Raw genomic sequence first — 22,556 nt, 5'->3', positions numbered from 1 at the left:
CGACCTGCTCCGGCAGCTACGTGGTGACGGCCGCCGACGCCACAGCCGGCAGCGTGACCAACCACGCCACGGCCAACGGTCTGGACCCGCAGGACCGGCCCGTCCAGAGCCCGCCGGCGCAGACCACGGTGACGGTGAAGGGCGTGACGTCGAGCCTGTCGTTGACCAAGGAGGCCGATACACCCGGCCCGGTGCACCCCGGTGACACGATCACGTACACCTACACGGTCACCAACACCGGCACGACCACGCTGACCGACCTGACCATCAGCGACGACCGGGTCTCGGACATCAGCTGCGCCGCGACGACCCTTGCTCCCGGTCAGAGCACGACCTGCACCGGCAGCTACGTGGTCACCGAGCAGGACGCCAAGGAGGGGCACGTCACCAACCGGGCGACGGCCAATGCCTTCGACCCGGACTGCCGGCCCGTCCAGAGCCCGCCCGTCGAGCTCTGCATCACCGTCGAGGAGTGCCCGCCTCCGCCGCACCACGGCTACGAGTCCGAGCGTCCTGAGTACCTCGAATACATCGACCACCTGGACCACTTCCGCTACTTCGGCTTCCTCGCCGAGGCCGCGTGACAGGCGGGCGATCCGGGTCGATAGCCGACCCGGGTCCGGCAACCGGTCCGTCGCCGTCGCTCCGGCGGCGTCGGGCGGTGCCTCCCCGGGGCCTTTTCGGCGATGTCGCACGGCCCCCTCCGCGCTCCCGTCCTGACAGGGCGCGGAACGGGTGACCGAGCACGGCCGGGCTCCCGCTCCAGATGCAGCGGCCCCACCGGTGATCCGCCCGGTGGGGCCGCTGCGGCGCGCTGGTCCACAATGGCTCGAAGCCGGAATCCGGATTGCCGCCGGGCCGGAACCCGCGACCATGGAAGCTGGCGAGGAAATGGCTGGAGTCGAGCTCTCCGAGGAATCCCTTCCCGACTTCCACGAAAGGTTCCTGGGATTCGAGGACGGCGTCGTCTCCCGCATCTCCATCGTCCTCCCGAGGGACGGCAATGCCGGCCGGACCGTCGAGGTGGAGGTCCAGGCCATGGAGGAGACGAGTCCGGGAGGCGAAGGAGGGCGCGCCCAGCAGGTCGAATGGAGGCTAGTGAGGATCGCCATGCACGGCATCGATGCCTATCGGCTCACCGAGACCCATCGGTACCCCCTGCAGGTTCTCTCCGACGGTTTGAAGATCGGCTTCGCCGGCGGCTTCTTCGTGCTCGACCTGGACCCGGGGCCGGACGAGTGGTCGGCGCGGGCGATCCACGACACGGCGAACAGCTACTCCAAGCAGTACGTCGTTTCGCAGCGTTGCTCGTTCGAGGTCCTGGACGGTCCCTTCATCTAGCGCTCCCCGTCGACCGTCCCTGAGCGCTGGACCGCAGGGCCCGGATCCGCCGGGCGCATCCGGGTCCGTCGGTGGGCGGAAGCGGGACCTTCGGCCCCCGTCCGGGGCGGTTGCCGACTTCTAGTGTTTGGCCCATGGAGAGCGGGACGAGGGCGGGCGACTCCGGTGCCCCCTGTAACACCGGGTTCCCACCCGGCGCCAGGCCTGGCCTCATCCACTCACCCGACTCCCACCGTCCGATGCACAGCGCGTCCCGCACCATCCGACCCGCACCGCCCGGAACCCGTGGAGGACACCATGCATGACCGGACCGCCGAGTGGCTCGCCGCCGTGAAGGCCGACCTCGGCATCGACCTCGACCTCGACATCACCGAACTGCTCGCCATGACCAGGGTCGTCGCCCACGGCGTCGCCCGGCCCGCGGCCCCGCTGACCGCGTTCCTGGTCGGCTACGCGGCCGCCCGTGCCGGCGGCGACGAGGCGGCGGTCCTGGAGGCCAACCGCCACGCCGCCGAGCTGGCCGACCGCTGGACGGCGATCGAACGGCACGAAGACCTGCAGCCCGTGTGACCCTGCTGATCCTTACCGCCCCCGCCGGGCCGGGCACGCCGCACCCGTGCGGCGTGCCCGGGCGCGCCCGTGACGCCCCTTCCGTTCACCGGTCCGGCCGTGGTCCGAGGCCCGGCCCGCTATCCGGCGGCCAGTTCGGCGGCGAAGCGCTCGGCGGCCTCCGCCAGGCCGCGCGCGTACTGGTTGGGGTGGCCGTGGTCCCCCAGGAGGCGGCGGGCGGCGGCGAGGTCGCCGTCCAGTAGCTCGGTGACGAGCACCAGGGCGTCGGCGGGGTACATGTAGTGATTGGTCAGCCAGCGCTGGACCGCGGGCATGCCCTCGCGGGCCAGGACCTCCCGTTGCCCCTCGATGACGGGTGCGAGCCAGCGCGCGCGCAGCGCGTACTCGCCGGGGCCCGCGAAGGTGGTGGCGAGTCCGGCCAGCAGTTCGGCCGGGTACTGCTCGACCGGTCCGGTGAAGTCGGGGTAGTCCTTGGCGAACTCCTCCCAGTCGGCTTCGAGTTCGGCGATCCTCCCGGGGAGCAGCGGCCACCGGGCGTAGCCCGCATCGGACCGGGTGAAGACCTCGCGCAGCAGGTCGTAGGACATTTCGGCGGTGCGCGAGAGCAGAACGGCGTCGTAGAGGTCCTTGCCCTGCGGGTGGGAGTCGAAGATCAGCCAGAGGATCTTCCAGGCGAGCGAGAGCTCCGGCGTCGCGGCGAGCAGCGGGCCGTCGACGCCGGGCAGGTCGCAGGGCCGCGGCGCGGCGGGCAGGTGCTCGGTGAACACGAAGTCCAGCTGGACGGTGCCGCCGGGCAGGTCGGGGGCCGTCCACGGCAGCACCAGCCGGCGCCCGGGGACCCGGCCGTACGTCCAGATGTCGTCATCGACGGCCCGGTCGGCGTGCAGCCGCACCGTGCCGGAGCGCGCCTCGGCGCCGGCGGCGAGCTCGGCGAGCATCCGGCCGGTCCGCTCGTCCTCCAGCAGCCAGTCCCTCGGCTGCACCACGAAGTCCAGATCGCCCGGCTCCCTGGCCTGTTCGCCGTACCAGGCGCGCAGCAGGAAGCTGCCGCGCAGGACGAGGTGCTCCGCCCACGGCGAGGCGGCGACGGCGGACAGGACGGTGCTCAGCGCCTCGCGGCGGGCGGTGAGCCAGCGCTCGGCGAGCCGGGGGTCGTCGAAGACGGGTTCGCTGGGCCGCAGGGCCCGGGCGTAGCCGGCGAGCGCGGGGTCGAAGACCGGCTGCTGGCGCACCGCCTCGTCGTCGATCGGCCGGATGGACCGTGGCAGGTCCCGCTCCTTCCGGACGTCCTCCGGCGGGGGCTGTCCGGGCAGCAGCAGGCCCTGCCACGGCCCGTACTCCAGGCCCTCCCAGGCGAGGGGTTGCTCCTTGGTCATCGGGGATCTCCTTCTGCGGTGCGGTCGTGGTCGGTCAGCCACCCCGCGTCCAGCGCCTCGTCGCTGTCCACGGCGACGAACTCGCGTTCCACGGAGGCGATCAGGTGGCCGTCGGCGGCGAGGTCCGTGAGCAGTGCCTCCAGGCGGTGGCCCGCGGTGGCCAGGCCGACCCGGCGGCACCGCTGGGTGACGAACCACTCGCGGCGGCCGTCCTCGCGCACCCGGCGGGGATTGTGCGACAGGTGGGCGCCGTGCCGGACGGCGAGTTCGGCGAGGCCGGGCGCCGGGGCGGGCCCGGGCAGCAGCAGTTTGACGTGGTGCTCGAAGTAGCGGGCCGGGCCGTGCGCGGCGGCGTCGCCGTCCTCGGCCGGGACGCCCAGGGCCCACGGAGTGGCCTCGATCTTGGTGCGCAGCACGGCGAACCCGGCCGCGGCCAGCCGCCGCGCTGTTCGGGCGGCCGTCGCGGCGACCTCGTCCAGCTCGCCGGTGGCGCGCAGGGTGAGCATCGGCTGGGAGGGCGACTCGCCGCGGTCGAGCAGGATGTGGGTGAACTTCAGGCCGTGGCCGGCGGCCCAGGCGGCCAGCGCCTCGGCGGCGCCCGGTCGCACGGTGAGGTGCACCTCGAAGTCACCCCGCAGGCCGGGGAGGGCCGGGGCGTCGTCGGGGTGGCGGTCGGTGCGGGTGACGAGCATGACGGCATCCTTGCAGGGGCCTGTGACAACGCTGCCGGGGGTCCGGTGCTCCGACGGTGCGTCAGGCCGGCTGCGGGTGGCCGGCGGAGGCCCGCGCCTCCTCGTCGGCCGTGAGCCGGGGGAGCCCGCAGCCGCCGTCGGTCTCGCCCCCCGGCGGAGGAAGTCACCCCCGGTGCCGGCCGGCCGGGAGCGCCTGCCGACCGGGGATACTGGCCGGATGCGTACGTACTCGCCGGTCGCCGCGGTCGTCAACCTGCTGTTGGGGGTGCCGGCCGTGGTGCCGGTCTGGCTGCTGTGGTACTTCGCCGTCAACTGGCCGCTGGAGGCCCTGGGGTGGACGGTGGGGGAGCCGACGGAGAACGACGGCCCGCTGCCGTGGCTGGTCCTCGGCGGACCGGTCGTGCTGGCGTCCGCGGCGCTCTGGTGGCTGGCCAACCAGGGTCTGCGACGGCGCTCCGGCGGCGGCCGGGCGTACTGGCCGGTGAGCGCCGGGCTGACCCTGCTGCCCACCGGCGTGCTCATCGCGATGTCGTAGCGGGGGCGGTCAGCAGCGCGGTGACGGCCGCGAGCAGGGCGGTGGCGCCGGCCAGGAGCAGGACGGTGGAGGGGGTGGTGCGGTCGACGACGGCGCCGCCGAGCAGGGCGGCGATGCCGATGGTGGCCTGGAAGGAGGAGGTGAAGAGCACACCGGCGGCCTCGGGGGCGTGCGGGGCGGCGGCGAGGAACCAGCTGAGGGAGCAGACCGGGACGGCGCCGTAGGCGACTCCCCAGAGCAGCAGCAGGACGGTGGCGCCGGGGCCGGTGGTGCCGAGGACGGGCAGCAGCAGGGTGGCGGCGGCGAGCAGGGCGGCGGCCGTGGTGAACGCGGGTCGCAGGGTGCGGGCGGCGCGGTGGCCGGCGAGCAGGTTGCCGAGCAGGCCGGCGGCGCCGTAGGCGAGCAGCAGACCGCTGATCACGGCCGGTCCGGCGTGGGTGACCTCGGCCAGGAACGGCGTGACGTAGGTGTAGCCGCCGAAGTGGGCGAGGACGATCAGGAACGTCACCAGCAGGCCGGTGCGGGTGCCCCGGCCGGTGAGCAGTCCGCGCAGGACACCGAGGCCGGTGGTGGTGGCCGGCGGGGCCAGCGGGGGCAGGCAGAGCGACAGGGCGGCCAGGACCAGCAGGGTGAGCACGCCCATCGCGGCGAAGGCCGCGCGCCAGCCGGCGAGCGAGCCGAGCAGGACGCCGGCCGGGACGCCGAGGACGGAGCCGAGCGGGACGGCGGTGAAGATCACCGTGTTGGCGCGGGCCTGCCGGTGCGGTGCGACCAGACGCGGGGCGAGTCCCGAGCCGATCGACCAGAAGGCGCCGATGACCAGGCCGAGCGCGACCCGGGCCACCAGCACGGCCGCGTAGACCGGGGCGAAGGCGTTCAGCAGGTCGGCGAGGGCCAGCAGCAGCAGGAGGGCGCGGAGCACGGTGCGGCGGTCGGCGCGGCGGGTCGCCACGGTGACCACCGGCGCGGCCACCGCGGCGACCAGCCCGGGCAGGGTCATCGTCAGCCCGGCGGTGCCGTCGGAGATCCGGAAGGTGGCGCCCATCGGGGTGAGCAGGCCGACGGGCAGGATCTCGGTGGTGACGATGGCGAAGACACCCGCGGTGACGGCGAGGACGGCGGGCCACCCGCCGGTCCGGGACCGGGGCTCCGGCAGGGGTCGCGAGGTGACGGCGGCGGTGCGGGGCATGGCGGCGTTCCTGTCCGGGCGCGGCGGGTGATCGGTGCCCGAAGTCCACCAAGCGGACGGGGGGTTGGGCTGGCGAGAATCGGACGTCAACCGTTCCGGAGGCCGGTTCGCTCCGGCCTGCCCTGGACGGGTGGCTCTCACTGAGAGGTAAAATCGGACCATGAGTGCGGCCGCCCCGGACACGTCCGACACCGCGCTGGGCGAGGAGTTCTCCACCCTCCTCGCCGGCATCCAGCGCCTGGTGCGACGCCGGTTGCGCGAGGGTCTGAGCGAACCGAGGCTGCGCGGCGCGCAGGTCGAACTGCTGCGCCTGGTCGCGGACTTCCCCGGACTGCGGGTCTCGGACGCCGCGGAGGAGCTGTGCCTGGCCGGCAATTCGGTGTCCACCCTGGTCAACCAGCTGGTCGCGCTGGGCCTGCTGCGCCGCGAGGTGGACCCGGGCGACCGCCGGGCGGCGCTGCTGTACGCCACCGACGAGGCCGTCGAACGACTGGCGGCCTGGCGGGCCCGGCGCGAGGCGCTGGTCGGCGAGGTGCTGGCGGGGCTGTCGGCGGACGACCGGGCGGCGCTGGCGGCGGCGCTGCCCGCGCTGCGCGGCGTCGCGGCGGGCCTGCGCGGGCGGGCGGCCGAGCCGGGATGGGTGCCGACGGCCGGAGGGAGAGCCGGGCGATGACCTACGGACCGGACGAGGCGCCGGTGGCGGCGGTGGTCTGCCGCGGCCTGGAGTACACCTTCCACCGCGGCCGGCGGAAGGGCGGGGGCACCAGGGCCGTCGACGGCGTCGACCTGACGGTGCGGGCCGGCGAGGTGTTCGGCCTGCTCGGCCCCAACGGGGCGGGCAAGACCACCACGATCCGGGCGATCACCACCCTGCTGCCCACCGGCTCCGGCATGGTCCGGGTCTTCGGCCACGACGCGGCCCGGCGGCGGGTGGAGGTCCGTCGGCTGCTCGGCTACGTGCCGCAGCAGCTGTCCGCCGAGGCCGGGCTGACCGGGCGGGAGAACGTCTCCCTGTTCGCCCGGGTCTTCGACGTGCCGCGCGCCGAGCGGGCCGCCCGGGTGGCCCAGGCGCTGGCCGCCGTCGACCTCACGGAGGCCGCCGACCGGCTGGCCGGCACCTACTCCGGCGGCATGGTGCGCCGGCTGGAGCTGGCCCAGGCGCTGGTCAGCGCGCCGCGGCTGCTCGTGCTCGACGAACCCACCATCGGCCTGGACCCGATCGCCCGGGCCGGCGTCTGGGAGCGGATCGACGCCGTCCGCCGGGCCACCGGCATGACGGTGCTGGTGACCACCCACTACATGGACGAGGCCGACCGCCACTGCGACCGGGTCGCCCTGATGGACCGCGGCCGGATCCGCGCGCTCGGCACGCCCGGTGAACTGAAGGCCCGGGTCCGCGAGCAGGACCCGCGACTGCCCGACCCCTCGCTGGACGACGTGTTCCGCCACTTCTCGGGCCACGGGCTCTCCCGCGGCGGCCCGGGGGAGGGCGGGGAAGGAGACTTCAACGATGTCCGCCGAACCCGCCGCACGGCCAACCGCGTCGGCTGACGGGCCCGGGGCGGCGCCCGCCCCGCCCGACCTCGGCCTGCTGCTGGTGCCCCCGCCCGCCCGCACCGGCTGGCGGCAGGTGCCGGCCCGGGTCGCGGCGATGTGCGCGGTGGAGCTGCAGAAGCTGCGCCACGACCGCACCGAGGTGTACACCCGGGCGGTCCAGCCCGCGCTCTGGCTGCTGATCTTCGGCCAGACCTTCACCCGGCTGAAGGCGATCCCGACCGGGGGCATCCCGTACCTGGACTACCTGGCCCCCGGGATCATCGCCCAGTCCGCGATGTTCGTCGCGATCTTCTACGGCATCATGATCATCTGGGAGCGCGACTCCGGCGTCCTCACCAAACTGCTGGTCACCCCGACCCCGCGGGCCGCGCTGGTGACCGGCAAGGCGTTCGCCGCCGGGGTGAAGGCGGTGCTGCAGGCCGCCGTGGTGGTGGTGCTCGCGGCGCTGCTGGGGGTCGCGTTGACCTGGAACCCGCTGCGGCTGCTCGGCGTGGTGGCGGTGGTGGTGCTCGGCTCGGCCTTCTTCTCCTGCCTGTCGATGACCATCGCCGGCATCGTGCTGACCCGCGACCGGCTGATGGGCATCGGTCAGGCGATCACCATGCCGTTGTTCTTCGCCTCCAACGCCCTCTACCCGGTGGACCTGATGCCCGGCTGGCTGCAGGCGGTCAGCCGGGCCAACCCGCTCAGCTACCAGGTGGACGCGCTGCGCGGGCTGCTGATCGGCACGCCCTCGCACCTGCTGCTGGACTTCGGCGTGCTCGTACTGGCGACGGTCCTCGGCATCGCGGCCTCCTCCGCCCTGCTCGGCCGCCTCGCGCGGTGATCACCGGGTGGCCGCCGCGGGTCGGCGGGTCGGCGGGTGATCGGGGCCGCGCGGGTGGGGCCGGAGAGCTTCGCGGGGTTGCGCACGACGTACACGACGTAGCGGGCGGTGACGGCTGCCACGAGCCCGCCGCGCTCGCCGCGACGGCGGCGCGGCAGGCGGGCCGATCGGCGGGAGCGGTCGGCCACCGGGTCCGGTGGATCAGATCCGGTCGGCCGACCACGCCGGGTCGCGGCCGGTGAGGGCCAGCAGGAGGTCCTCGGCGTCGGCGCCCGGCGGTGCGGCGCGCGGCGGGTCGAACCGGCCGGAGCCGGCCAGGTCGCGGTAGCCGCGGAACTCGGCGAGCGCGTACCGGGCGGCGCCGGGCGGCATCCGCCCGCGTTCGCCCAGCGCCCGGGAGAGGTCCCAGCCGTGCACGACGGTCTCGGCGGTCAGCTCCCGGGCGTACCCGCCGGCGTCCCGAAGGCCGTACGGCAGGCGCACCAGGAAGTCGGGCGCTCCGGGGCGGTTGAGCGCGCGCAGGGCGCTCTGCACAGCCATCGTCCACACGCCCAGCGGGTTGCGGCCGAGCACATCGCCCTCGAAGCGGTGGCCGAGCTGCTCCGGGGTGTAGCCGGCGACCGCCTGGCACACCCACAGGTGCTGGGCCGCCAGATGGTTGACCAGCGTGCGCACGTCCCAGTCGCGGCACGGGGTCGGCGCCGTCCAGAGGTCCTCGGACACCGAGCGCAGCAGCCGGGCCGTTTCGGCTCCGGCGGCCGCGTACTGTGCGCGGACCTCGGCGTGGAATCCGGGTGGGTGGGGACAATCCATCGCCGGGCCTCCGTCTCCTGCCCTGCTCACTCCCAGTAAACCGCTACGGCGTGTGACCCGCCAGGGGGAGTGGGAACCCGTTCTGCCGGGGATCTCCGTCCACCGGCGCCGCCCGCCGTCACCGAACGTGGCGTCGATGAGGCGCTCTGGTGAAGCGCGGGGGCGCGACTGTAGTGTCCACGCCATGACGACCGCCCGGCGCCGGCTCGCCCTCACCGCGACCCTCATCGGCGCTCTCGCCGCCACCGTCCTCCCCGCCACCGCGGCCACCGCCGCCACCGCGCAGCCGGCCCGACCGTCCTGTCGGACCGTCGACTCCGCGCCGCTCGACCGGGAGCAGGCGCGCACCGCGGATCCGCGGACCGTCGCCCTCACTGAACGCGGGGGCCTCGGCGACTTCGTCCGCCGCTTCCCCGCCGCGCTCTGCGGCGCGCGCGGCGCCGCGGGGGCGGGCCGGATCGTCGACGCCTGGGGCGAGGCGCTCTGGCGGGCCGGCGTCGACCGTGCCCAGAGCCGTCGCCCCGGCGGCGACCTGCCGGCCGCCGACGACCGTCCGCTGTACTGGACAAGGGTTGCCATGACCGTCCAACTCGCCCGCTGGCAGCCGGACTTCGCCGTCGACGCGGCGGCCCTGCGGCAGCGCTTCGAGGACGCCTCGCGCGGCCTGGCCGACAGCGGCTTCGGTGCCCGCCCCGGGGTGCGCCGGATCCTCGTGAGCGGTTTCGACCCCTTCGGTCTGGACGCCGAGCCGCGCCGCGCCAACCCCTCGGGCTCGGCGGTCCTGCAGCTCGACGGACGGCGGATCACCCTCACCGACGGCACCCCCGCCGAGATCCAGGCGGTGGTGTTCCCGGTCCGCTACGGCGACTTCGACCGGGGCATCGCCGAGCGCGCCTTCGGCCCCCGGCTCGCCCCCGGCCACCGCTCGGCCGACCAGATCACCACCATCAGCCAGGGCTACCCCGGACTCTTCACCCTGGAGGCCTGGGCCGGCCGCGCCCGCTCCGCCGACCCCTACCCCGACAACGCCGGCGTGCTCTCCGGCGGCACCCGCGATCACCCCGTCACGGCCCCCGGGCTCGGCCCCGGCGCGGAGTTCATCGCCACCAGCCTGCCCGCCGGGCCGATGGCGGCCGTTCAGCAGCCGTTCCCGGTCAAGCTGAACACCACCGTCACCGAGATCCCCGCCGGGGCGACCGCTCCCGTCGACCGGGCGGACGGCCCGACCCCCGGCTCCCGCGCGGTCGCGGGCGGCGGCGGGGGCTACCTCTCCAACGAGGTCGCCTACCGCAGCAACCGGCTGCGCCTGGAACTCGCCCCGCAACTGCCCGGCGGCCATCTGCACACCCCCGTGCTGACCGGCCTTCCGGAGCGGACGGACGAGCTCACCGGGCCGGTCTTCGAGCAGAACGAGGCCGCCATCGGCGGCGAGGTGCTGGAGATCCTGCGGCACTCGGTGCGCTGACGAGGAGACGCGGCGGGGCCGAGGTCCGGGCTCCGGCGCCATGCCCCCCGGCCGGCACCCTCGGCATCCCCGGCGTCGCCGGTATTCCCCGCCGAGGGGTGCCGGACGAGTGCCCGCCCCGCCGTCGCGCGACCGGAGGTTTTCCGGTTCGCGGGGCGCCCTGGAGGACAAATACCGCCGATTTGGTACAAGGTGTCCACTGCATGAGCATGGGCCTGCGCTCCACCGAGCGAGCAGGACCAGAAAGGCACCACACCCTCATGCAGACCAGCCCGGCCGTGACCCGGCAGGCACCCACGGCGCAGCCGTCCCCTGCGCAGCCGCTCCCCGGGCAGCCGTCCCCCGGGCCGTCGTCCCCGCCCCCGGCGCCGTCACCCCGGTCCGCCGTCCGCCGCTTCGGCCTGCCGACCGCGACCGCCCTGGTGATGGGCAACATCATCGGCGGCGGCATCTTCATGATCCCCGCCGCGGTCGCCCCGTACGGGACGGTCAGCCTGCTCGCCTTCGCCGTGCTCACCGTCGGCGCCATCACGCTGGCCCTGGTCTTCGGACGGCTGGCGCGCCGCGACCCGCGCACCGGCGGCCCCTACGTCTACGCACGCGAGGCCTTCGGCGACTTCGCCGGATTCGTGGCCGCCTGGTCCTACTGGATCACCACCTGGGTCAGCAACGCCGCGCTCGCCGTCGCCGCCGTCGGCTACCTCGCCGTGCTGTGGCCGGCCGTCGGCCACTCCACCGCGCTCGCCCTCGGCTGCGCGCTGGCCGTCCAGTGGCTGCCCGCGCTCGCCAACCTGGCCGGCACCCGGTACGTGGGCGCCGTCCAACTCGTGGCCACTGTCCTCAAGTTCATTCCGCTGGCGATCGTCGCGGTGGCCGGGCTCTGCTCCTTCGACCCGGCGAACCTCGGCCCCTTCGACGCGACCGGCCAAGGCTGGCTCGGCGGGATGACGGCCTCCGCCGCACTCCTGCTCTTCAGCTACCTCGGTGTGGAGTCGGCCGCGATGAGCGCGGGCCAGGTCCGCGACCCGGAGCGCAACGTCGGCCGGGCCAGCGTGCTCGGCACCGCGGGCGCCGCCGTCGTCTACCTGCTCGGCACGCTCGCCGTTTTCGGCACCGTCGCCCACGAGCGGCTGATCCACTCCGCCGCGCCGTTCTCGGACTCCGTGAACGCCGTCTTCGGCGGCTCCTGGGGCGGTACGGCCGTCGCCGTCGCCGCCCTGGTCTCGATGACCGGCGCGCTCAACGGCTGGACCCTGCTCTCCGCCCAGGCCCCGTACGCCGCCGCCAAGGACGGCCTGTTCCCCGCCGTCTTCGCCAAGGAACGCCGCGGAGTGCCGGTCGTCGGCGTGCTGACCGGCGTCACCCTCGCCTCGCTGCTCACCGTCCTCGACTTCGCCTCCGGCGCCAAGGCCGCCTTCGACACCCTGGTGCTGGTCACCACCTTCACGGCGACCGTCCCCTACCTGCTCTCCAGCGCCGCCCAGCTCCGCTGGCTGCTGGCCGGCGACCGCGACCGGGTCGCCCCGACCCGCCTGGTCCGCGACCTCACCCTCGCCCTCGGCGCCTTCGCCTTCTCCGCCTGGCTCGTCGCCGGCGCCGGCTACCAGGCCGTCTACCAGGGCGTCCTCTTCCTGCTCGTCGGCGTCCTCGTCCACACCGTCCGCACCGCCCGCACCGCCCGCCGCCGGGCCTGACGACAACGGCACGACGCCGAGGCCCGCGCCGTCCGGTGCGGGCCTCACGACGTTCCCGGGGCGCGCGTCGGGCGGGGAGGGCGTCCGGGGCCGCGGCGAGCGCCCCCGCGCCGACCGACGCCTCCCGGCCGACCGGCGTCTCCGTGCCGACCGGTGCCCCCCGGCCGACGCGATCGTCTCGGCGGGGCCGTACGGATGTCAGCGCCATCCGCTAGCTTCGCGATCACCAACCGGAGCGGGCGGAGGAGGGCGTCATGACCGGTCCCACGAACGGGACGATCGAGTGGGACGAGGTGAGCGCGCTCATCGCCTCACGGGTGCCGGAGGCGGTGGTCGACCGGCTGTCGACCGTGCCCGCCGACGAGCTGAGCCATCTGCGCACCCCGCTGCGCCGGCTCCGCACCGAGCTGCTGCGCGAGCTCTCCTCGGGCGACCCGCGGCGCTACTCCGCCGCGTACGACCAGCTCGCCGCCCTGCAGTTCGCCGGGGTCCTCTCCGCCGCCACCCCGGCGGAGGCCCTGGACTGGCTCACCGCGCGCCGGCTGCTCTCCGTCACCCGGCCGCTGCCCGGCGGCGGCTCCACCGATGCCGACGCCCGGGACCTCCTGCTGGTCCTGCTGCTGCCGCACCGCGGCGCGGCGTTCCAGCGTGAACTGGCGGTCCGGCTCGCCGAGTGGCTGCCCGCGCGCGGCGACGTCTCCCGCTGGCTGATCACCCACGGCCTCGCCGTCTGGTCCGGCGCCGAGGTTCCCGCCACCGACGGCTATCTGATCGGCTGGCTGCGTGAGGGCACCCTGATGCGCTACGACCACCAGGAGATCGGCGAGTGGTTCGCCGATCAGGGCCTGTGCCCGCCGGTGCCGCACCACGACACGCTGCTCTCCTGGCTGCGCGCCCAGCCCAGGCTCGCCGAGTTCGTCCGCCGACTGTTCGAGTTCCCGGACGTCGGCTCCGAGTTCACCGATCCCCACGCCGCCCGCTTCGGACCGGACAACGAGTGGCCCAAGGCGCTCGCGGCCCTGGCGGGCGAGGGGGTGCTCGACCGCGCCGAGCTGATCGACCGCTGCCTCGGCCGCCTGCTGCGCGGCGACCGGCCCGGCAACCTGCGCGGCTTCCTGCGGCTGTACGCGGAGCTGGCCCCCGACCCGGAGGAGGTCGCCGCCCGGGCCCGCGACCACGTCCGGCTGGCCGTCGACGGCGCGCCGACCGCCGCCAAGGCCGCCCAGGCGGCGCTGCGGTCGGTGGACACCCGGCTCGCCGCCGAGCTGTTCAGCGAGCTGACGGCCGGGATCCTGGCCCGTCCGGAGAAGACGCTCGCCACCGTCCAGCTGAGCTGGGCCGACGCGGCGCTGCGCCGCGACCCGGCCGGGGCCGACGAGCTGCTGCCCGCCCTCGCCGTGGCCTTCGCCCACCCGGCGCCCGCGGTCCAGGAACGCGCCCTGCGCCTCGTCGCCCGCCACCTGCCCGACGCCGCCGATCCGGCGACGGCGGAGGCCGTGCGCGCCGCCGCCACCGCCCTCGGCCCCGCCCTGCGGTCGGACGCGCACGAGCTGCTGGCCGCCGCGCCCGCGACGGCCGAACCCTCCGTGGCGGTGGGGCCCGGTCGGCCCGCCGCCCTTCCGCCCGCGCCGGGCGGGCCGTTCGAGCTCGCCGAGCGGCTGTCCGCGGTGCTGGCCGACCGGACGCCCGACCCCGGGGAGTTCGAGGTGGTGCTGGCCGCCCTGGTCGCCGAGCACCACCGCGACCGGGCGGCCCTCGCCGACGCACTCGCTCCGCTCGCCCGGGGCCGCGGCGGGGATCCGGTCCTCCTCGCGGGCATCGGCAGCGTCGGGGGCGCGCTGGGCTGCCTGCTCGACGCCCTGACCGGCCGCGAGCACCGGTCCGCCGCGCTCGGCGCCGAACTGCTCGCCCTCCGGGACCCGTTCCGCGGCCCCGCCCTGATCCCCGCGCTCCGCATCTTCGAAGCGGCGTGCGGCGTCGCCGACGCGCCGATACCGGTGCTCCTCGCCACCCCCACCGCCGCTGACGGCACCCTCGATCCGTCCGTGCTGACCGAACGGCTCGCGGCCCACCGGGCGGCCGGTGCCCGCCCCTGGCCCGCCGATCTGGCCCAGGCGCTGCTCCGGGTGCCGCCGCCCGCGCTGCCGGCGGTCCGTGCGGCGGCGGCCGGACTCGGCTGCGACCTGCCGCCCGACACACCGCCGCCCGCACCCGAGGGCTTCCACGTCCAACCCCCGGACCGGCCCGAGCGGGTCGACCCGAACGACTGGACCCCGCCGACGGCCCCGCGCATCGCCCCGCTCGCCCCCGCCCCGGCCGTGTCCGAGGGGGTGATCGGACTGCTCCACGCACTGCCCGACCCCACCCGGATCGGGTGGTTCGCGGCCGTGTTCCCGACGTCGGTCGGCCAGCTCGCCCAGCTGCCCTGGCTGGCGCCCTGGGACCCGGAGACCGTCGCCGCGCACGGCCTGCCCACCCTGGCGCTCCACGTGTCCGATCCCGGCCCCCGCGAACCCGACTCCCTGTTGCCCCGGCTCGCGGAACTCCCGGGCGAACCGGGCCCGGTGAGCCATCTCCTGCTCGCCTACGGGATGACCGCCGCCCGGGCCGAGCACCGCACCGCGGCCCTGGACGCCCTGCTGGCGCTTGTCGCCCGCGGCCGACTGCGGCCGGAGGCGCTCGGCGAGTGGCTGGCGGCGCTGTGGCGGCTGTCCGTCGCCAAGCCGAACCGGATCATGCCCGTGCTCACCGACGCCGCCCGCAGCGGCGCGAGCCGGCAGGTGTTCGCCGTGCTCACCGCGATGCTCACCGGCCTCGCACCCGACCCCGCGCGCCGCGGACTGCCGGCCGTCCTCACCCTCGCCGCCGACTGCGCGGCCGCCGAGGGCATCCGCACCACCGTCCCAGCCCTCGACGCCCTGACCGCCCCCACGGCGCCCCGCCGCCTCCGGGCGGAGGCGACCCGCCTGGCCGGGGTCCTCGCCCGCTGACCGCGCCGTCCGGGGCCGTCCGGGATGCGCGCGGTCCGGTTCGCCGGTGGGTGTGTTGGCGGTGTGTCGGGCCGGCCGGCGCCCGTGACCGCTGCCCGCCCCTCCCCGGGCCGAAGCGGACCCGGGCGGTGTCCTGTCGGTCCCGTCGTCAGGCGCTCGCTGAGGGGCGGCTGCCGGGCGTGGTCCCCGCCGCGGAGCGGTACCGGCCACTGGCCGGCAGCGGTCCGGGGGCCCGGCCGGCGGCGGGGTGCTGCGCCGCAGGTCGGGGGCCGGATGGCAGGTACAGGGTAGGGGTGGGTCCAGCCCCACCCCGAAGAGTGAGGCGGGGTGGATTCCGCCTCGATCGTGTCCGTCCTAGCGTTGCCTCGGGTCGCCCGGAGGGGGTGGGCCGGGTGCGGGCGGGAGGGTGCGGTGCGAGGAGCGGTGCGGGTGGAGGGCGAGGGTGTGCCGGCCCTGCGGCTGATGGGGCTGAGCAAGCGGTTCGGGTCCCACCGGGCGGCGGACGGGGTGGAGCTGACCGTGCCGAGCGGATCGTTCTACGGGCTGGTCGGGCCGAACGGGGCGGGCAAGACGACCTCGCTGTCGATGGCGGTGGGGTTGCTGCGTCCGGACGCGGGCCGGGCGGAGGTGTTCGGCGTCGACGTGTGGGCCGATCCGCTGCGGGCCAAGGCGCTGGTCGGCGTGCTGCCCGACGGCCTGGCGCTGCCGGAGCGGCTGACCGGCCGGGAACTGCTGCGGTACCTGGGCCGGCTGCGCGGCCTGGACGGGCGGACGGTGGACAGCCGGACCGAGGAGCTGCTGGTCGTGCTTGATCTGGCGGATGCGGCCCGGACGGCGGTGATCGACTACTCCACCGGGATGCGCAAGAAGATCGGCCTGGCCACCGCGCTGCTGCACGCGCCCTGGCTACTGGTTCTGGACGAGCCCTTCGAGGCGGTCGACCCGGTGTCGGCGGCGACGGTCCGCACGATCCTGCAGCGGTTCGTCGCGGCGGGCGGTTCGGTGGTGCTCTCCAGCCATGTGATGGCCCTGGTCGAGAGCCTCTGCGACCACGTCGCGGTGATCGCCCGGGGCCGGGTGGCGACCGCCGGGCCGGTGGCCGAGGTACGGGGCGGGCGGGCTCTGGAGGACGTGTTCGTCGAGCTGGTCGGCGCCCGGACCGGGGGGAAGGAGGGGCTGGAATGGCTGGCCTCCTGACGGTTCCGCCGGCGGCGGGCGGCCGTGTGGCGATCACCGTGCTCACCGGCATGAGGGCGACCGTCCTTCGGCGGTCGATGTCCGGCCCGCGCGCCGCCGGGCTGGTCGTCGGCACGGTGTGCGGCGGGGCGGGGGCGGTCGGCACCGCGCTGCTCGGCTTCGCGGACTACGCCACCCCGGAGGCCGGTTTCGGCGTCCTGGCGCTGGCCCAGCTGCTGTGGAGCCTGGGGTGGGCGCTCGGGCCGCTGGTCACCGGCGGCGACTCCACCCTGCGGCCGGCCTGGTTCGCGATGGTGCCGATGCGCCCGCGCAGTCTGGCCGTCGGGCTGCTCGGCGCCGCCTTTGTCGGGGTCACCCCGGTGCTCGCCCTGGTGGCCTTCGGCGGGCTGCTCGCCTACGGCGTCCGCCAGGGGCCGGCGGCGGCGGTGGTCGCGGTGCCCGCCGTGCTGCTCCAGCTGCTCGTCGTGGTGGTGCTGGCGAAGTTCACCCCACAGGCGCTGGGCGGGGTGCTGCGCTTCCGCCTCGGCTGGGAGCTGTCCGCGCTACTGGTCGGCCTGGTGATGGCCGGCCTGAACTCCGGGTGGTTCGCGATCGGCTTCCTGGTCCGGCTCGGCACCGGTGACTGGGCGGCCGGGGCGCGGACCGCGGTGCGGGTGCTGCCCTCGGGCTGGGCGGTGGTCGCGGTGGACGCGGCCCGCCGCTCGGACTGGCCGACGGCCGCCGCCGCGCTCGGCGCCCTGGCCGCCGTGTGCGGGCTGCTGCTGGCGGCCTGGGCGGCGCTGCTCTCCCGGCAGTTGGTGCGCGGCCGCACCGGCCGCCCCCACCGGTCCGCCGCCCGCCCCGGGGCGCGGAACCGGCTGCTCCCCGACACCCCGGCGGGCGCGGTCCTGGCCAAGGAACTGCTGCTCTGGCGGCGCGACCCGCGCCGGGCCCGGTTCCTGCGGACGGCGCTCTGGACGGGTGTGTTCACCGGCCTGCTCCCACTGCTCGACGGCTTCGCCCAGCTACTGCCGTGGACGGGGGTGGTCGCCGCGGTGTTCGCCGGAGCGTTCTGCGTCAACCTGTACGGCCTGGACGCGGGCGCGCTCTGGCTGACGCTGGTGGTGCCGGGCGCGGAACGGGCCGACGTCCGGGCCCGGCAGGCCGCCTGGCTGCTGGTCACCACCCCGGTGGCGGTGCTGCTGACGCTTGCCGCGCTCCCGGTCACCCCGGGTGCCGTCCGGCCGTGGGTGTTCGCGGTGCTGCCGGCCGTGCTCGGCGCGGCGGCCGGGCTGATCCCGCTGTTGGCGGTGCTCGGCGCCGCCTCGTCGCCCGACCGCCCCGGCGGCGGCCCGCTGGACGACCTCGCCGACGAGAGCGCCGAACACGTCCGCGCCCAGGGCCTGGCGGCGTTCTGGCTGCAACTGCTCGCGGCGCTGCCCGCGGCCGGCGTGGTGCTGGCCGGCACCCTGCTGTCCAGCGCCCCGCTGCGCTGGGCCGGGGTGCCGGCGGGCCTGCTCACCGGCGCGCTGTACACGTGGGGGCTGGGCCGCGCGGCCGGGCGCCGGCTGGAGGCGCGCGGCCCGGAGCTGCTGGACGTGCTGCGGAAGGGGCTGCGCCGCACCCCGGAGTCCGCGAGGCCTGCGGGGGCGGCGGACACGAGGGGTGCCGTTCCGGCGGCGGCCGGACTCTCCCGCGGACGCTCGGCGGCGGTCGGCCTGCTGACCACCGGCGGCATCCTGCTGATCGCGCCGCAGGGGCTGGTGGCGCTCGCCCTGTCGCTGTTCGCGCCCTCCGTGCGCAGCTGGTTCCTCGTGCTCTACCTGCCCCGGGCGCTCGGGATACCGCTGGCGCTGGCGTTCGCCCTGCTCGGCGCGTTCTGCCTGCGGACGGCGTACCGGCTGAACCGGCCCGAGCAGCCGGACCGCCTCGACCGCACCGACTACACCGACCGCACCGGCCGCCCCGACCGCCGGGCCCCGTCGGCGGAGCTGGGATCATGACGGGGCGACGGACCGTCACCCGGGCGGGGCCGCACCCGCACAGGACGACCGACCAGCGACCGGAGGCCCGGTGAACCGCACGCTCCCCGCCGCCCGCGCCGACCGGCCCAGCGACAAAGACCGGCCCAGCGACAAAGACCGGCCCAGCCACACCGACCGGCCGAGCCGCGTCGTCGCCCTCGGCCGGCTGCTGGTGCTGACGGCGGTCGTCCCCGCCGAACTGGCGCTGCTGGTGGTCGTCGTCGGCAGCTTCGTGCTCTGGTTCGGCCTCGGGATCTTCGTCCTGTTCCCCCTCACCACCCGGCTCGCCCGCGCGGCCACCGGCCTCGCCCGGGCCTACGCCGGCCGCTGGTCGGGGGTGCCGGTGCCACCGCCGTACCTGCCGCGCCCGGGGCTCGAACGCACCTTGCACGGCTGGTTCTGGACCGGCCACGACTACCACAAGAACCGCTGGTTCGCGAGCGTCGCCCGCAACATCCGCTGGCTCTGGAAGGATCCGGCGACCTGGCGCGACGTGCTCTGGGTGGTGCTGAACCCGGTGGTCGGCGGGGTGCTCGCCGCCACCCCGCCGCTGCTGCTCGGCGTCGGCCTGTACGCCCTCGCGGGCACCGTCCTGCCGCTGCCCGGCCCGGACCTCGGCCCGGACCTCGGCCCAGAGCCCGGTCCGCTCCGGGCCCTGTTCGACGGCCGGCCCGTCCCCGCCCTCACCCCCGCCCTCACCCTCGCCCTCGGCCTCGCGGGTGCCGCCGCCGGCCCGGCGCTGGCCCGGCCGGCGCTGCGCCTGCACGGCCGCTGGACGCACGCGCTGCTCGGCCCCACCGAGCGCTCCCGCCTCGCCCTGCGGGTCGAGCAGCTGACCGAGACCCGGCTGGACGCCACCGAGGCGCAGGCCGCCGAGCTGCGCCGGATCGAGCGCGACCTGCACGACGGCGCCCAGGCCCGGCTGGTCGCGGTGAGCCTGCGGCTGGGCGCGGTCGCCGCGCTGATCGACCGCGACCCGGCCCGGGCGAGGACGGTGGTGACGGAGGCACAGGAGAACGTCACCCAGGCCCTCCAGGAACTGCGCGACCTGGTCCGCGGCATCCACCCGCCGGTACTCGCCGAGCGCGGCCTGGCCGAGGGGCTGCGCGCCCTGGCCCTGGACGTGCCGCTGCGCGTCGACGTGCGGGCCGAGCTGCCCGGCCGGGCCGAGCCCCCGGTCGAGTCGGCGGTCTACTACGCGGTCAGCGAGGCCCTGACCAACGCGGTCAAGCACGCCGGCGCGCGGCACGCCGCGGTGGAGCTGCTCCACGTGGACGGCCTGCTGCGCGCCGAGGTCACCGACGACGGCCGGGGCGGCGCCGACCCCGGCCGGGGCTCCGGACTGAGGGGCATCCAGCGCAGGCTCGCCGCGTTCGACGGTACGCTCACGCTGATCAGCCCCCCGGGCGGGCCGACCCGGCTGACCATGGAGCTACCGTGCGCGTTGTCCTCGCCGAGGACCTCTACCTCCTGAGGGACGGCCTGTCCCTCCTGCTCACCGCCCACGGGCACGAGATCGTCGCGGCGGTGGGCAGCGGCCCCGAGCTCGCCGCCGCGCTGGCCGAGCACCGCCCGGACGTCGCGGTGGTCGACGTCCGGCTGCCGCCCACCTTCACCGACGAGGGCCTCCAGGTCGCCCTCGCCGCCCGCCGCGCCCGGCCGGGCCTGCCGGTCCTGGTGCTCTCCCAGCACGTCGAGCAGCTGTACGCGCGGGAACTGATCGCCGACGGCGCCGGGGCGGTCGGCTACCTGCTCAAGGACCGGGTGGCCAACGCCGCGCAGTTCATGGACGCGCTGCGCACCGTCGCCTCCGGCGGCACCGTGATGGACCCGCAGGTGATCACCCGGCTGCTCGCCCGCAACGCCGACGACCGGCCGCTGGCGCTGCTCACCCCGCGCGAGCGGGAGGTGCTGACGATGATGGCCGAGGGGCGCTCGAACACCGCCATCGCCCAGCGGCTGCACTTCAGCGAGGGCGCGGTCAGCAAGCACACCTCCAGCATCTTCGCGAAGCTGGGCCTCGGCGCCTCCGACGACGACAACCGCCGGGTGCTCGCCGTCCTCGCCTACCTCGACGGCACGCGGTGACACGCGTTCGCTCGCGACCTCAGTTCGACGGCACGCGGTCCGTGGCCCGACGCGGCGCCGACGGGGTGGCGCCGCGGCGGGCGACCGGGCGCAGGCCCAGCCGGTGCGCGACCGCGACGGCGAGTCCCGCCAGGAGCGAGACCAGGTGTCCCACGGCGGCGACCTCGCCGTCCGTGACACCGCCGAGCAGGGTGGGCGCCGCCACCGCGAGCATCAGCAGCCAGAGTGCCCGCGACCACACCGGGCGGGCCCGACAGGCCGCCACCGCCAGCGCCGCGACCACCACGTAGGAGGGGCCGGTGTCCAGGGCGTGCGCCGCCTCGGGCGGCAGCGCGCCGTGGTCGATCCGCCAACGGACCAGACCCTCGGTCAGCGCGGTCGCCACCACGTGTACCAGGGCCAGCAGCGCCACCGCCCGCCGGCCGCCGAGCGCCCCGACCACCGCGAAGACGGACAGCGCGAACACCGGCCAGATCCAGACGGTGTCCTGCGGGACGAACGCCGACACCGTCAGCGAGCCGACCGGGTGGCCGTCCGGCCAGGGGCGCAGATTGTCCAGGTCGGTCGACGCCCACTCGCGCAGCGCCAGCACCCGCTCGGCCGGCAGCAGCCGCAGCACCGGCCACATCGCGGCCAGCGCGCTCACGTACCAGAACGCCGGATTGCGCAGCAGCCGCGCACCCACGCCGGGGCCCTACCGGCCGCGGCGCGGCGTCCGCGCCCCGCGGGTCAGCACCGTGCCCACGGTGAGCACCACCGCACCGGCGGCCAGCACCCCGCCCCGGGAGCGCCAGGACAGCACCGACCAGCGCGAGTTCGCGGAGAGCAGCGAGCCGACGCTCAGCCACGATCCGGCCGACAGCACGGAGGCCGCCGATCCGGCCGAGCCGATGGACAGGAAGCTGCCGGCCGACCCGATCGAGAGCACCGACCCGACCGACCCGATGGACAGGACCGATCCCACCGACCCGATGGACAGCAGGGAGTCCTTGGAACACGCCGCCCACCCGGGCGTGCGGGCGGCCGTGGCGGTCGTTGACGAGCAATCACGAGACTTGGACACGCCCTGATCGTATGCCGCGTCGGCGGCCGGTCACCCGCCGACGTGGGCCGGCAGGCCGTCCGCCACCGGGTACGGCCGCTCGTCGGGCAGCAGCAGCCGCGCGGCCTCCGGCTCGCCGTCGCGCAGATGGCCGTGGATCCGCCGTACGAGCGGCGTGACGTCGGTGACGGACACCGTCCACTCGTCCGCGTACCGCCGCGCCGCCTCGCCCGCCAGTCCGAGCTGCCGCGAGCGGTGGGGCAGCGGCCGCAGGTGCAGGTCGCGCTCGGGGTCCCACTGCACCCGGGCGGGCGCCCGTGGACGGGTCGCGCGATGCAAGGTCATATACAGTGAAAGCCTTCGATTTGCAGGCCTTCGCGCCCTGTGGAACCATAATCCATAAGCATTCAGCGAATCGAACACCGGAAAGTGAAGGATCATGTCGGACGGCGCGCGCGTCATCGTCGGAGTCAGCGGATCGTTGCACAGCCTGACCGCCCTGCACCGGGCGGCGGACGAGGCACGCGACCGGGGCGCCGTTCTGGTGCCGGTACTGGCCTGGACGCCCGCCGGCGGCGAGTACAACTACCGACTGCGCCCCTGCCCGCCGCTGCTCCGCGCCTGGCAGGGCATGGCCGACGCGCGCCTGGAGCAGGCCCTGGACGAGGCGTTCGGCGGGCTCCCGGCCGGCATCCGGGTGGAGCCCCAGGTGGTGCGCGGCGAGGTCGGCCCGGTGCTGACCTCGCTGGCCGACCGGCCGGACGACCTGCTGGTGGTCGGCGCGGGCCGGCACGGCGCCCTGCGCACCACGGTGCGCCGCCTGTTCCAGGGCGGATCGGTGAGCCGCTACTGCCTCACCCACGCCCGCTGCACCGTGCTGGCCGTCCCGCCGTCCGACCTCCAGGACGACCTGCGCGCCCTGCGCCGCGGCGTGGACCTGCGCGAGCTCGCGGACCTCGTCGCGGCCTGAGCCGCGTGAGCCGCGTGAGTCGTGCGGGGGCCCCGGCGGCACACCCGGCCCCGCACACGGAACCGCGGGGGGGGCCCGCCCCCCCCCCGGCCCCCCGGCGGGGGGGCGCCCCGGCCCGGACCCCCGCCCCCACGGGGGGCGGGGGGGGGGCGCGGGGGCCGGGCTCCCGCCCCCCCCCGCCGCGCGGTCCGGTGCCTGTCTCTTATAC

Annotated in this window: 21 protein-coding genes and 1 pseudogene; 16 read left to right on the top strand and 6 right to left on the bottom strand. The window is 75.9% G+C overall.

The genetic code is table 11. The annotated features are described in order from the left end of the window. The 3 genes from ACFVVU_RS35240 to ACFVVU_RS35230 all read left to right on the top strand — a co-directional run. A partial coding sequence (locus tag ACFVVU_RS35240) for a CARDB domain-containing protein (protein WP_387793967.1) occupies nucleotides 1-584 on the top strand: 584 nt, incomplete at its 5' end. 289 nt (nucleotides 585-873) lie between these two features. Continuing rightward, on the top strand, nucleotides 874-1,341 hold the full coding sequence (locus tag ACFVVU_RS35235; RefSeq protein WP_387793966.1) for a hypothetical protein: 468 nt from the start codon (nucleotides 874-876) through the stop codon (nucleotides 1,339-1,341). Nucleotides 1,342-1,638: 297 nt separating this feature from the next. Then, nucleotides 1,639-1,911: a DUF6457 domain-containing protein gene (locus tag ACFVVU_RS35230; protein ID WP_380682602.1), complete on the top strand. Its 273-nt coding sequence runs from the start codon at nucleotides 1,639-1,641 to the stop codon at nucleotides 1,909-1,911. Nucleotides 1,912-2,030: 119 nt separating this feature from the next. Here ACFVVU_RS35230 and ACFVVU_RS35225 read toward each other — a convergent pair whose 3' ends face one another. Then, a complete protein-coding gene (locus ACFVVU_RS35225) occupies nucleotides 2,031-3,287 on the bottom strand; it encodes a nucleotidyl transferase AbiEii/AbiGii toxin family protein (protein ID WP_387793965.1) in 1,257 nt (418 codons plus the stop codon). Further along, nucleotides 3,284-3,979, bottom strand: a complete 696-nt coding sequence (locus tag ACFVVU_RS35220; protein WP_380682599.1) for a hypothetical protein — start codon at nucleotides 3,977-3,979, stop codon at nucleotides 3,284-3,286. The genes ACFVVU_RS35225 and ACFVVU_RS35220 overlap by 4 nt, the downstream gene beginning before the upstream one ends. 217 nt (nucleotides 3,980-4,196) lie before the next feature. Between ACFVVU_RS35220 and ACFVVU_RS35215 the strand changes: the two genes are divergently transcribed. Beyond that, nucleotides 4,197-4,514 carry a hypothetical protein gene (locus ACFVVU_RS35215; RefSeq protein WP_380682598.1) on the top strand — a complete coding sequence of 106 codons (318 nt, stop codon included), beginning with the start codon at nucleotides 4,197-4,199 and terminating at the stop codon, nucleotides 4,512-4,514. On the opposite strand, the gene ACFVVU_RS35210 is transcribed toward ACFVVU_RS35215, so the two are convergent. Next, the gene (locus tag ACFVVU_RS35210; protein ID WP_387793964.1) at nucleotides 4,498-5,703 is read right to left on the bottom strand and encodes an MFS transporter; all 1,206 of its coding nucleotides are present in this window, start codon (nucleotides 5,701-5,703) and stop codon (nucleotides 4,498-4,500) included. The genes ACFVVU_RS35215 and ACFVVU_RS35210 overlap by 17 nt on opposite strands. A 160-nt stretch (nucleotides 5,704-5,863) precedes the next feature. Here ACFVVU_RS35210 and ACFVVU_RS35205 point away from each other — a divergent pair, with 160 nt between their 5' ends. Genes ACFVVU_RS35205 through ACFVVU_RS35195 form a run of 3 tightly spaced genes read left to right on the top strand, consistent with a single transcriptional unit; the run spans nucleotide 5,864 to nucleotide 8,086 of the window. Next, nucleotides 5,864-6,376, top strand: coding sequence for a MarR family winged helix-turn-helix transcriptional regulator (locus ACFVVU_RS35205; protein WP_380682596.1), 513 nt, complete (start codon nucleotides 5,864-5,866; stop codon nucleotides 6,374-6,376). Then, nucleotides 6,373-7,254: an ATP-binding cassette domain-containing protein gene (locus tag ACFVVU_RS35200; RefSeq protein WP_387793963.1), complete on the top strand. Its 882-nt coding sequence runs from the start codon at nucleotides 6,373-6,375 to the stop codon at nucleotides 7,252-7,254. Before ACFVVU_RS35205 ends, ACFVVU_RS35200 begins: the two co-directional genes overlap by 4 nt. Further along, the gene (locus ACFVVU_RS35195) at nucleotides 7,214-8,086 is read left to right on the top strand and encodes an ABC transporter permease (RefSeq protein WP_380682594.1); all 873 of its coding nucleotides are present in this window, start codon (nucleotides 7,214-7,216) and stop codon (nucleotides 8,084-8,086) included. The genes ACFVVU_RS35200 and ACFVVU_RS35195 overlap by 41 nt, the downstream gene beginning before the upstream one ends. 201 nt (nucleotides 8,087-8,287) lie before the next feature. On the opposite strand, the gene ACFVVU_RS35190 is transcribed toward ACFVVU_RS35195, so the two are convergent. Then, entirely contained in the window at nucleotides 8,288-8,899 is a 612-nt protein-coding gene (locus ACFVVU_RS35190; RefSeq protein WP_380682592.1) for a TIGR03086 family metal-binding protein, read from the bottom strand. A 184-nt stretch (nucleotides 8,900-9,083) separates the two neighbouring features. Here ACFVVU_RS35190 and ACFVVU_RS35185 point away from each other — a divergent pair, with 184 nt between their 5' ends. The 7 genes from ACFVVU_RS35185 (at nucleotide 9,084) to ACFVVU_RS35155 (ending at nucleotide 20,336) form a co-directional block, all read left to right on the top strand. Then, nucleotides 9,084-10,364 (top strand): pyroglutamyl peptidase, encoded by a 1,281-nt coding sequence (locus ACFVVU_RS35185; RefSeq protein WP_387793962.1) that lies wholly within the window; start codon nucleotides 9,084-9,086, stop codon nucleotides 10,362-10,364. A gap of 260 nt (nucleotides 10,365-10,624) precedes the next feature. After that, nucleotides 10,625-12,058, top strand: a complete 1,434-nt coding sequence (locus tag ACFVVU_RS35180) for an amino acid permease (RefSeq protein ID WP_380682605.1) — start codon at nucleotides 10,625-10,627, stop codon at nucleotides 12,056-12,058. Between the two features lie 254 nt (nucleotides 12,059-12,312). Further along, nucleotides 12,313-15,048 carry a DUF6493 family protein gene (locus tag ACFVVU_RS35175; RefSeq protein ID WP_387793961.1) on the top strand — a complete coding sequence of 912 codons (2,736 nt, stop codon included), beginning with the start codon at nucleotides 12,313-12,315 and terminating at the stop codon, nucleotides 15,046-15,048. A gap of 462 nt (nucleotides 15,049-15,510) precedes the next feature. Then, nucleotides 15,511-16,245, top strand: coding sequence for an ABC transporter ATP-binding protein (locus tag ACFVVU_RS35170; protein ID WP_387793994.1), 735 nt, complete (start codon nucleotides 15,511-15,513; stop codon nucleotides 16,243-16,245). Next, the gene (locus ACFVVU_RS35165; RefSeq protein ID WP_387793960.1) at nucleotides 16,230-18,227 is read left to right on the top strand and encodes a hypothetical protein; all 1,998 of its coding nucleotides are present in this window, start codon (nucleotides 16,230-16,232) and stop codon (nucleotides 18,225-18,227) included. Before ACFVVU_RS35170 ends, ACFVVU_RS35165 begins: the two co-directional genes overlap by 16 nt. Before the next feature lie 70 nt (nucleotides 18,228-18,297). Continuing rightward, a complete protein-coding gene (locus ACFVVU_RS35160; protein ID WP_387793959.1) occupies nucleotides 18,298-19,722 on the top strand; it encodes a sensor histidine kinase in 1,425 nt (474 codons plus the stop codon). Continuing rightward, nucleotides 19,686-20,336 (top strand): LuxR C-terminal-related transcriptional regulator, encoded by a 651-nt coding sequence (locus tag ACFVVU_RS35155; protein ID WP_387793958.1) that lies wholly within the window; start codon nucleotides 19,686-19,688, stop codon nucleotides 20,334-20,336. Before ACFVVU_RS35160 ends, ACFVVU_RS35155 begins: the two co-directional genes overlap by 37 nt. 19 nt (nucleotides 20,337-20,355) lie before the next feature. On the opposite strand, the gene ACFVVU_RS35150 is transcribed toward ACFVVU_RS35155, so the two are convergent. Further along, entirely contained in the window at nucleotides 20,356-21,021 is a 666-nt protein-coding gene (locus ACFVVU_RS35150; protein ID WP_387793957.1) for a rhomboid-like protein, read from the bottom strand. A gap of 61 nt (nucleotides 21,022-21,082) precedes the next feature. Between ACFVVU_RS35150 and ACFVVU_RS35145 the strand changes: the two genes are divergently transcribed. After that, a complete protein-coding gene (locus ACFVVU_RS35145; RefSeq protein ID WP_387793956.1) occupies nucleotides 21,083-21,406 on the top strand; it encodes a hypothetical protein in 324 nt (107 codons plus the stop codon). Between the two features lie 23 nt (nucleotides 21,407-21,429). On the opposite strand, the pseudogene ACFVVU_RS35140 reads toward ACFVVU_RS35145, so the two are convergent. Continuing rightward, nucleotides 21,430-21,696 (bottom strand): annotated as a pseudogene (locus ACFVVU_RS35140) (DUF4291 family protein); the annotation flags it as partial. 121 nt (nucleotides 21,697-21,817) lie between these two features. Here ACFVVU_RS35140 and ACFVVU_RS35135 point away from each other — a divergent pair. Beyond that, nucleotides 21,818-22,348 carry a universal stress protein gene (locus ACFVVU_RS35135; RefSeq protein WP_380682583.1) on the top strand — a complete coding sequence of 177 codons (531 nt, stop codon included), beginning with the start codon at nucleotides 21,818-21,820 and terminating at the stop codon, nucleotides 22,346-22,348. Nucleotides 22,349-22,556 lie beyond the last annotated feature (208 nt).

It is taken from the genome of Kitasatospora sp. NPDC057965 (genome assembly GCF_042887135.1).
In the GTDB taxonomy this organism is placed as follows: domain Bacteria; phylum Actinomycetota; class Actinomycetes; order Streptomycetales; family Streptomycetaceae; genus Kitasatospora.
The sequence above is the reverse complement of the archived record's forward strand: the minus strand, read 5'-3'. Positions and strand labels throughout refer to the sequence as shown.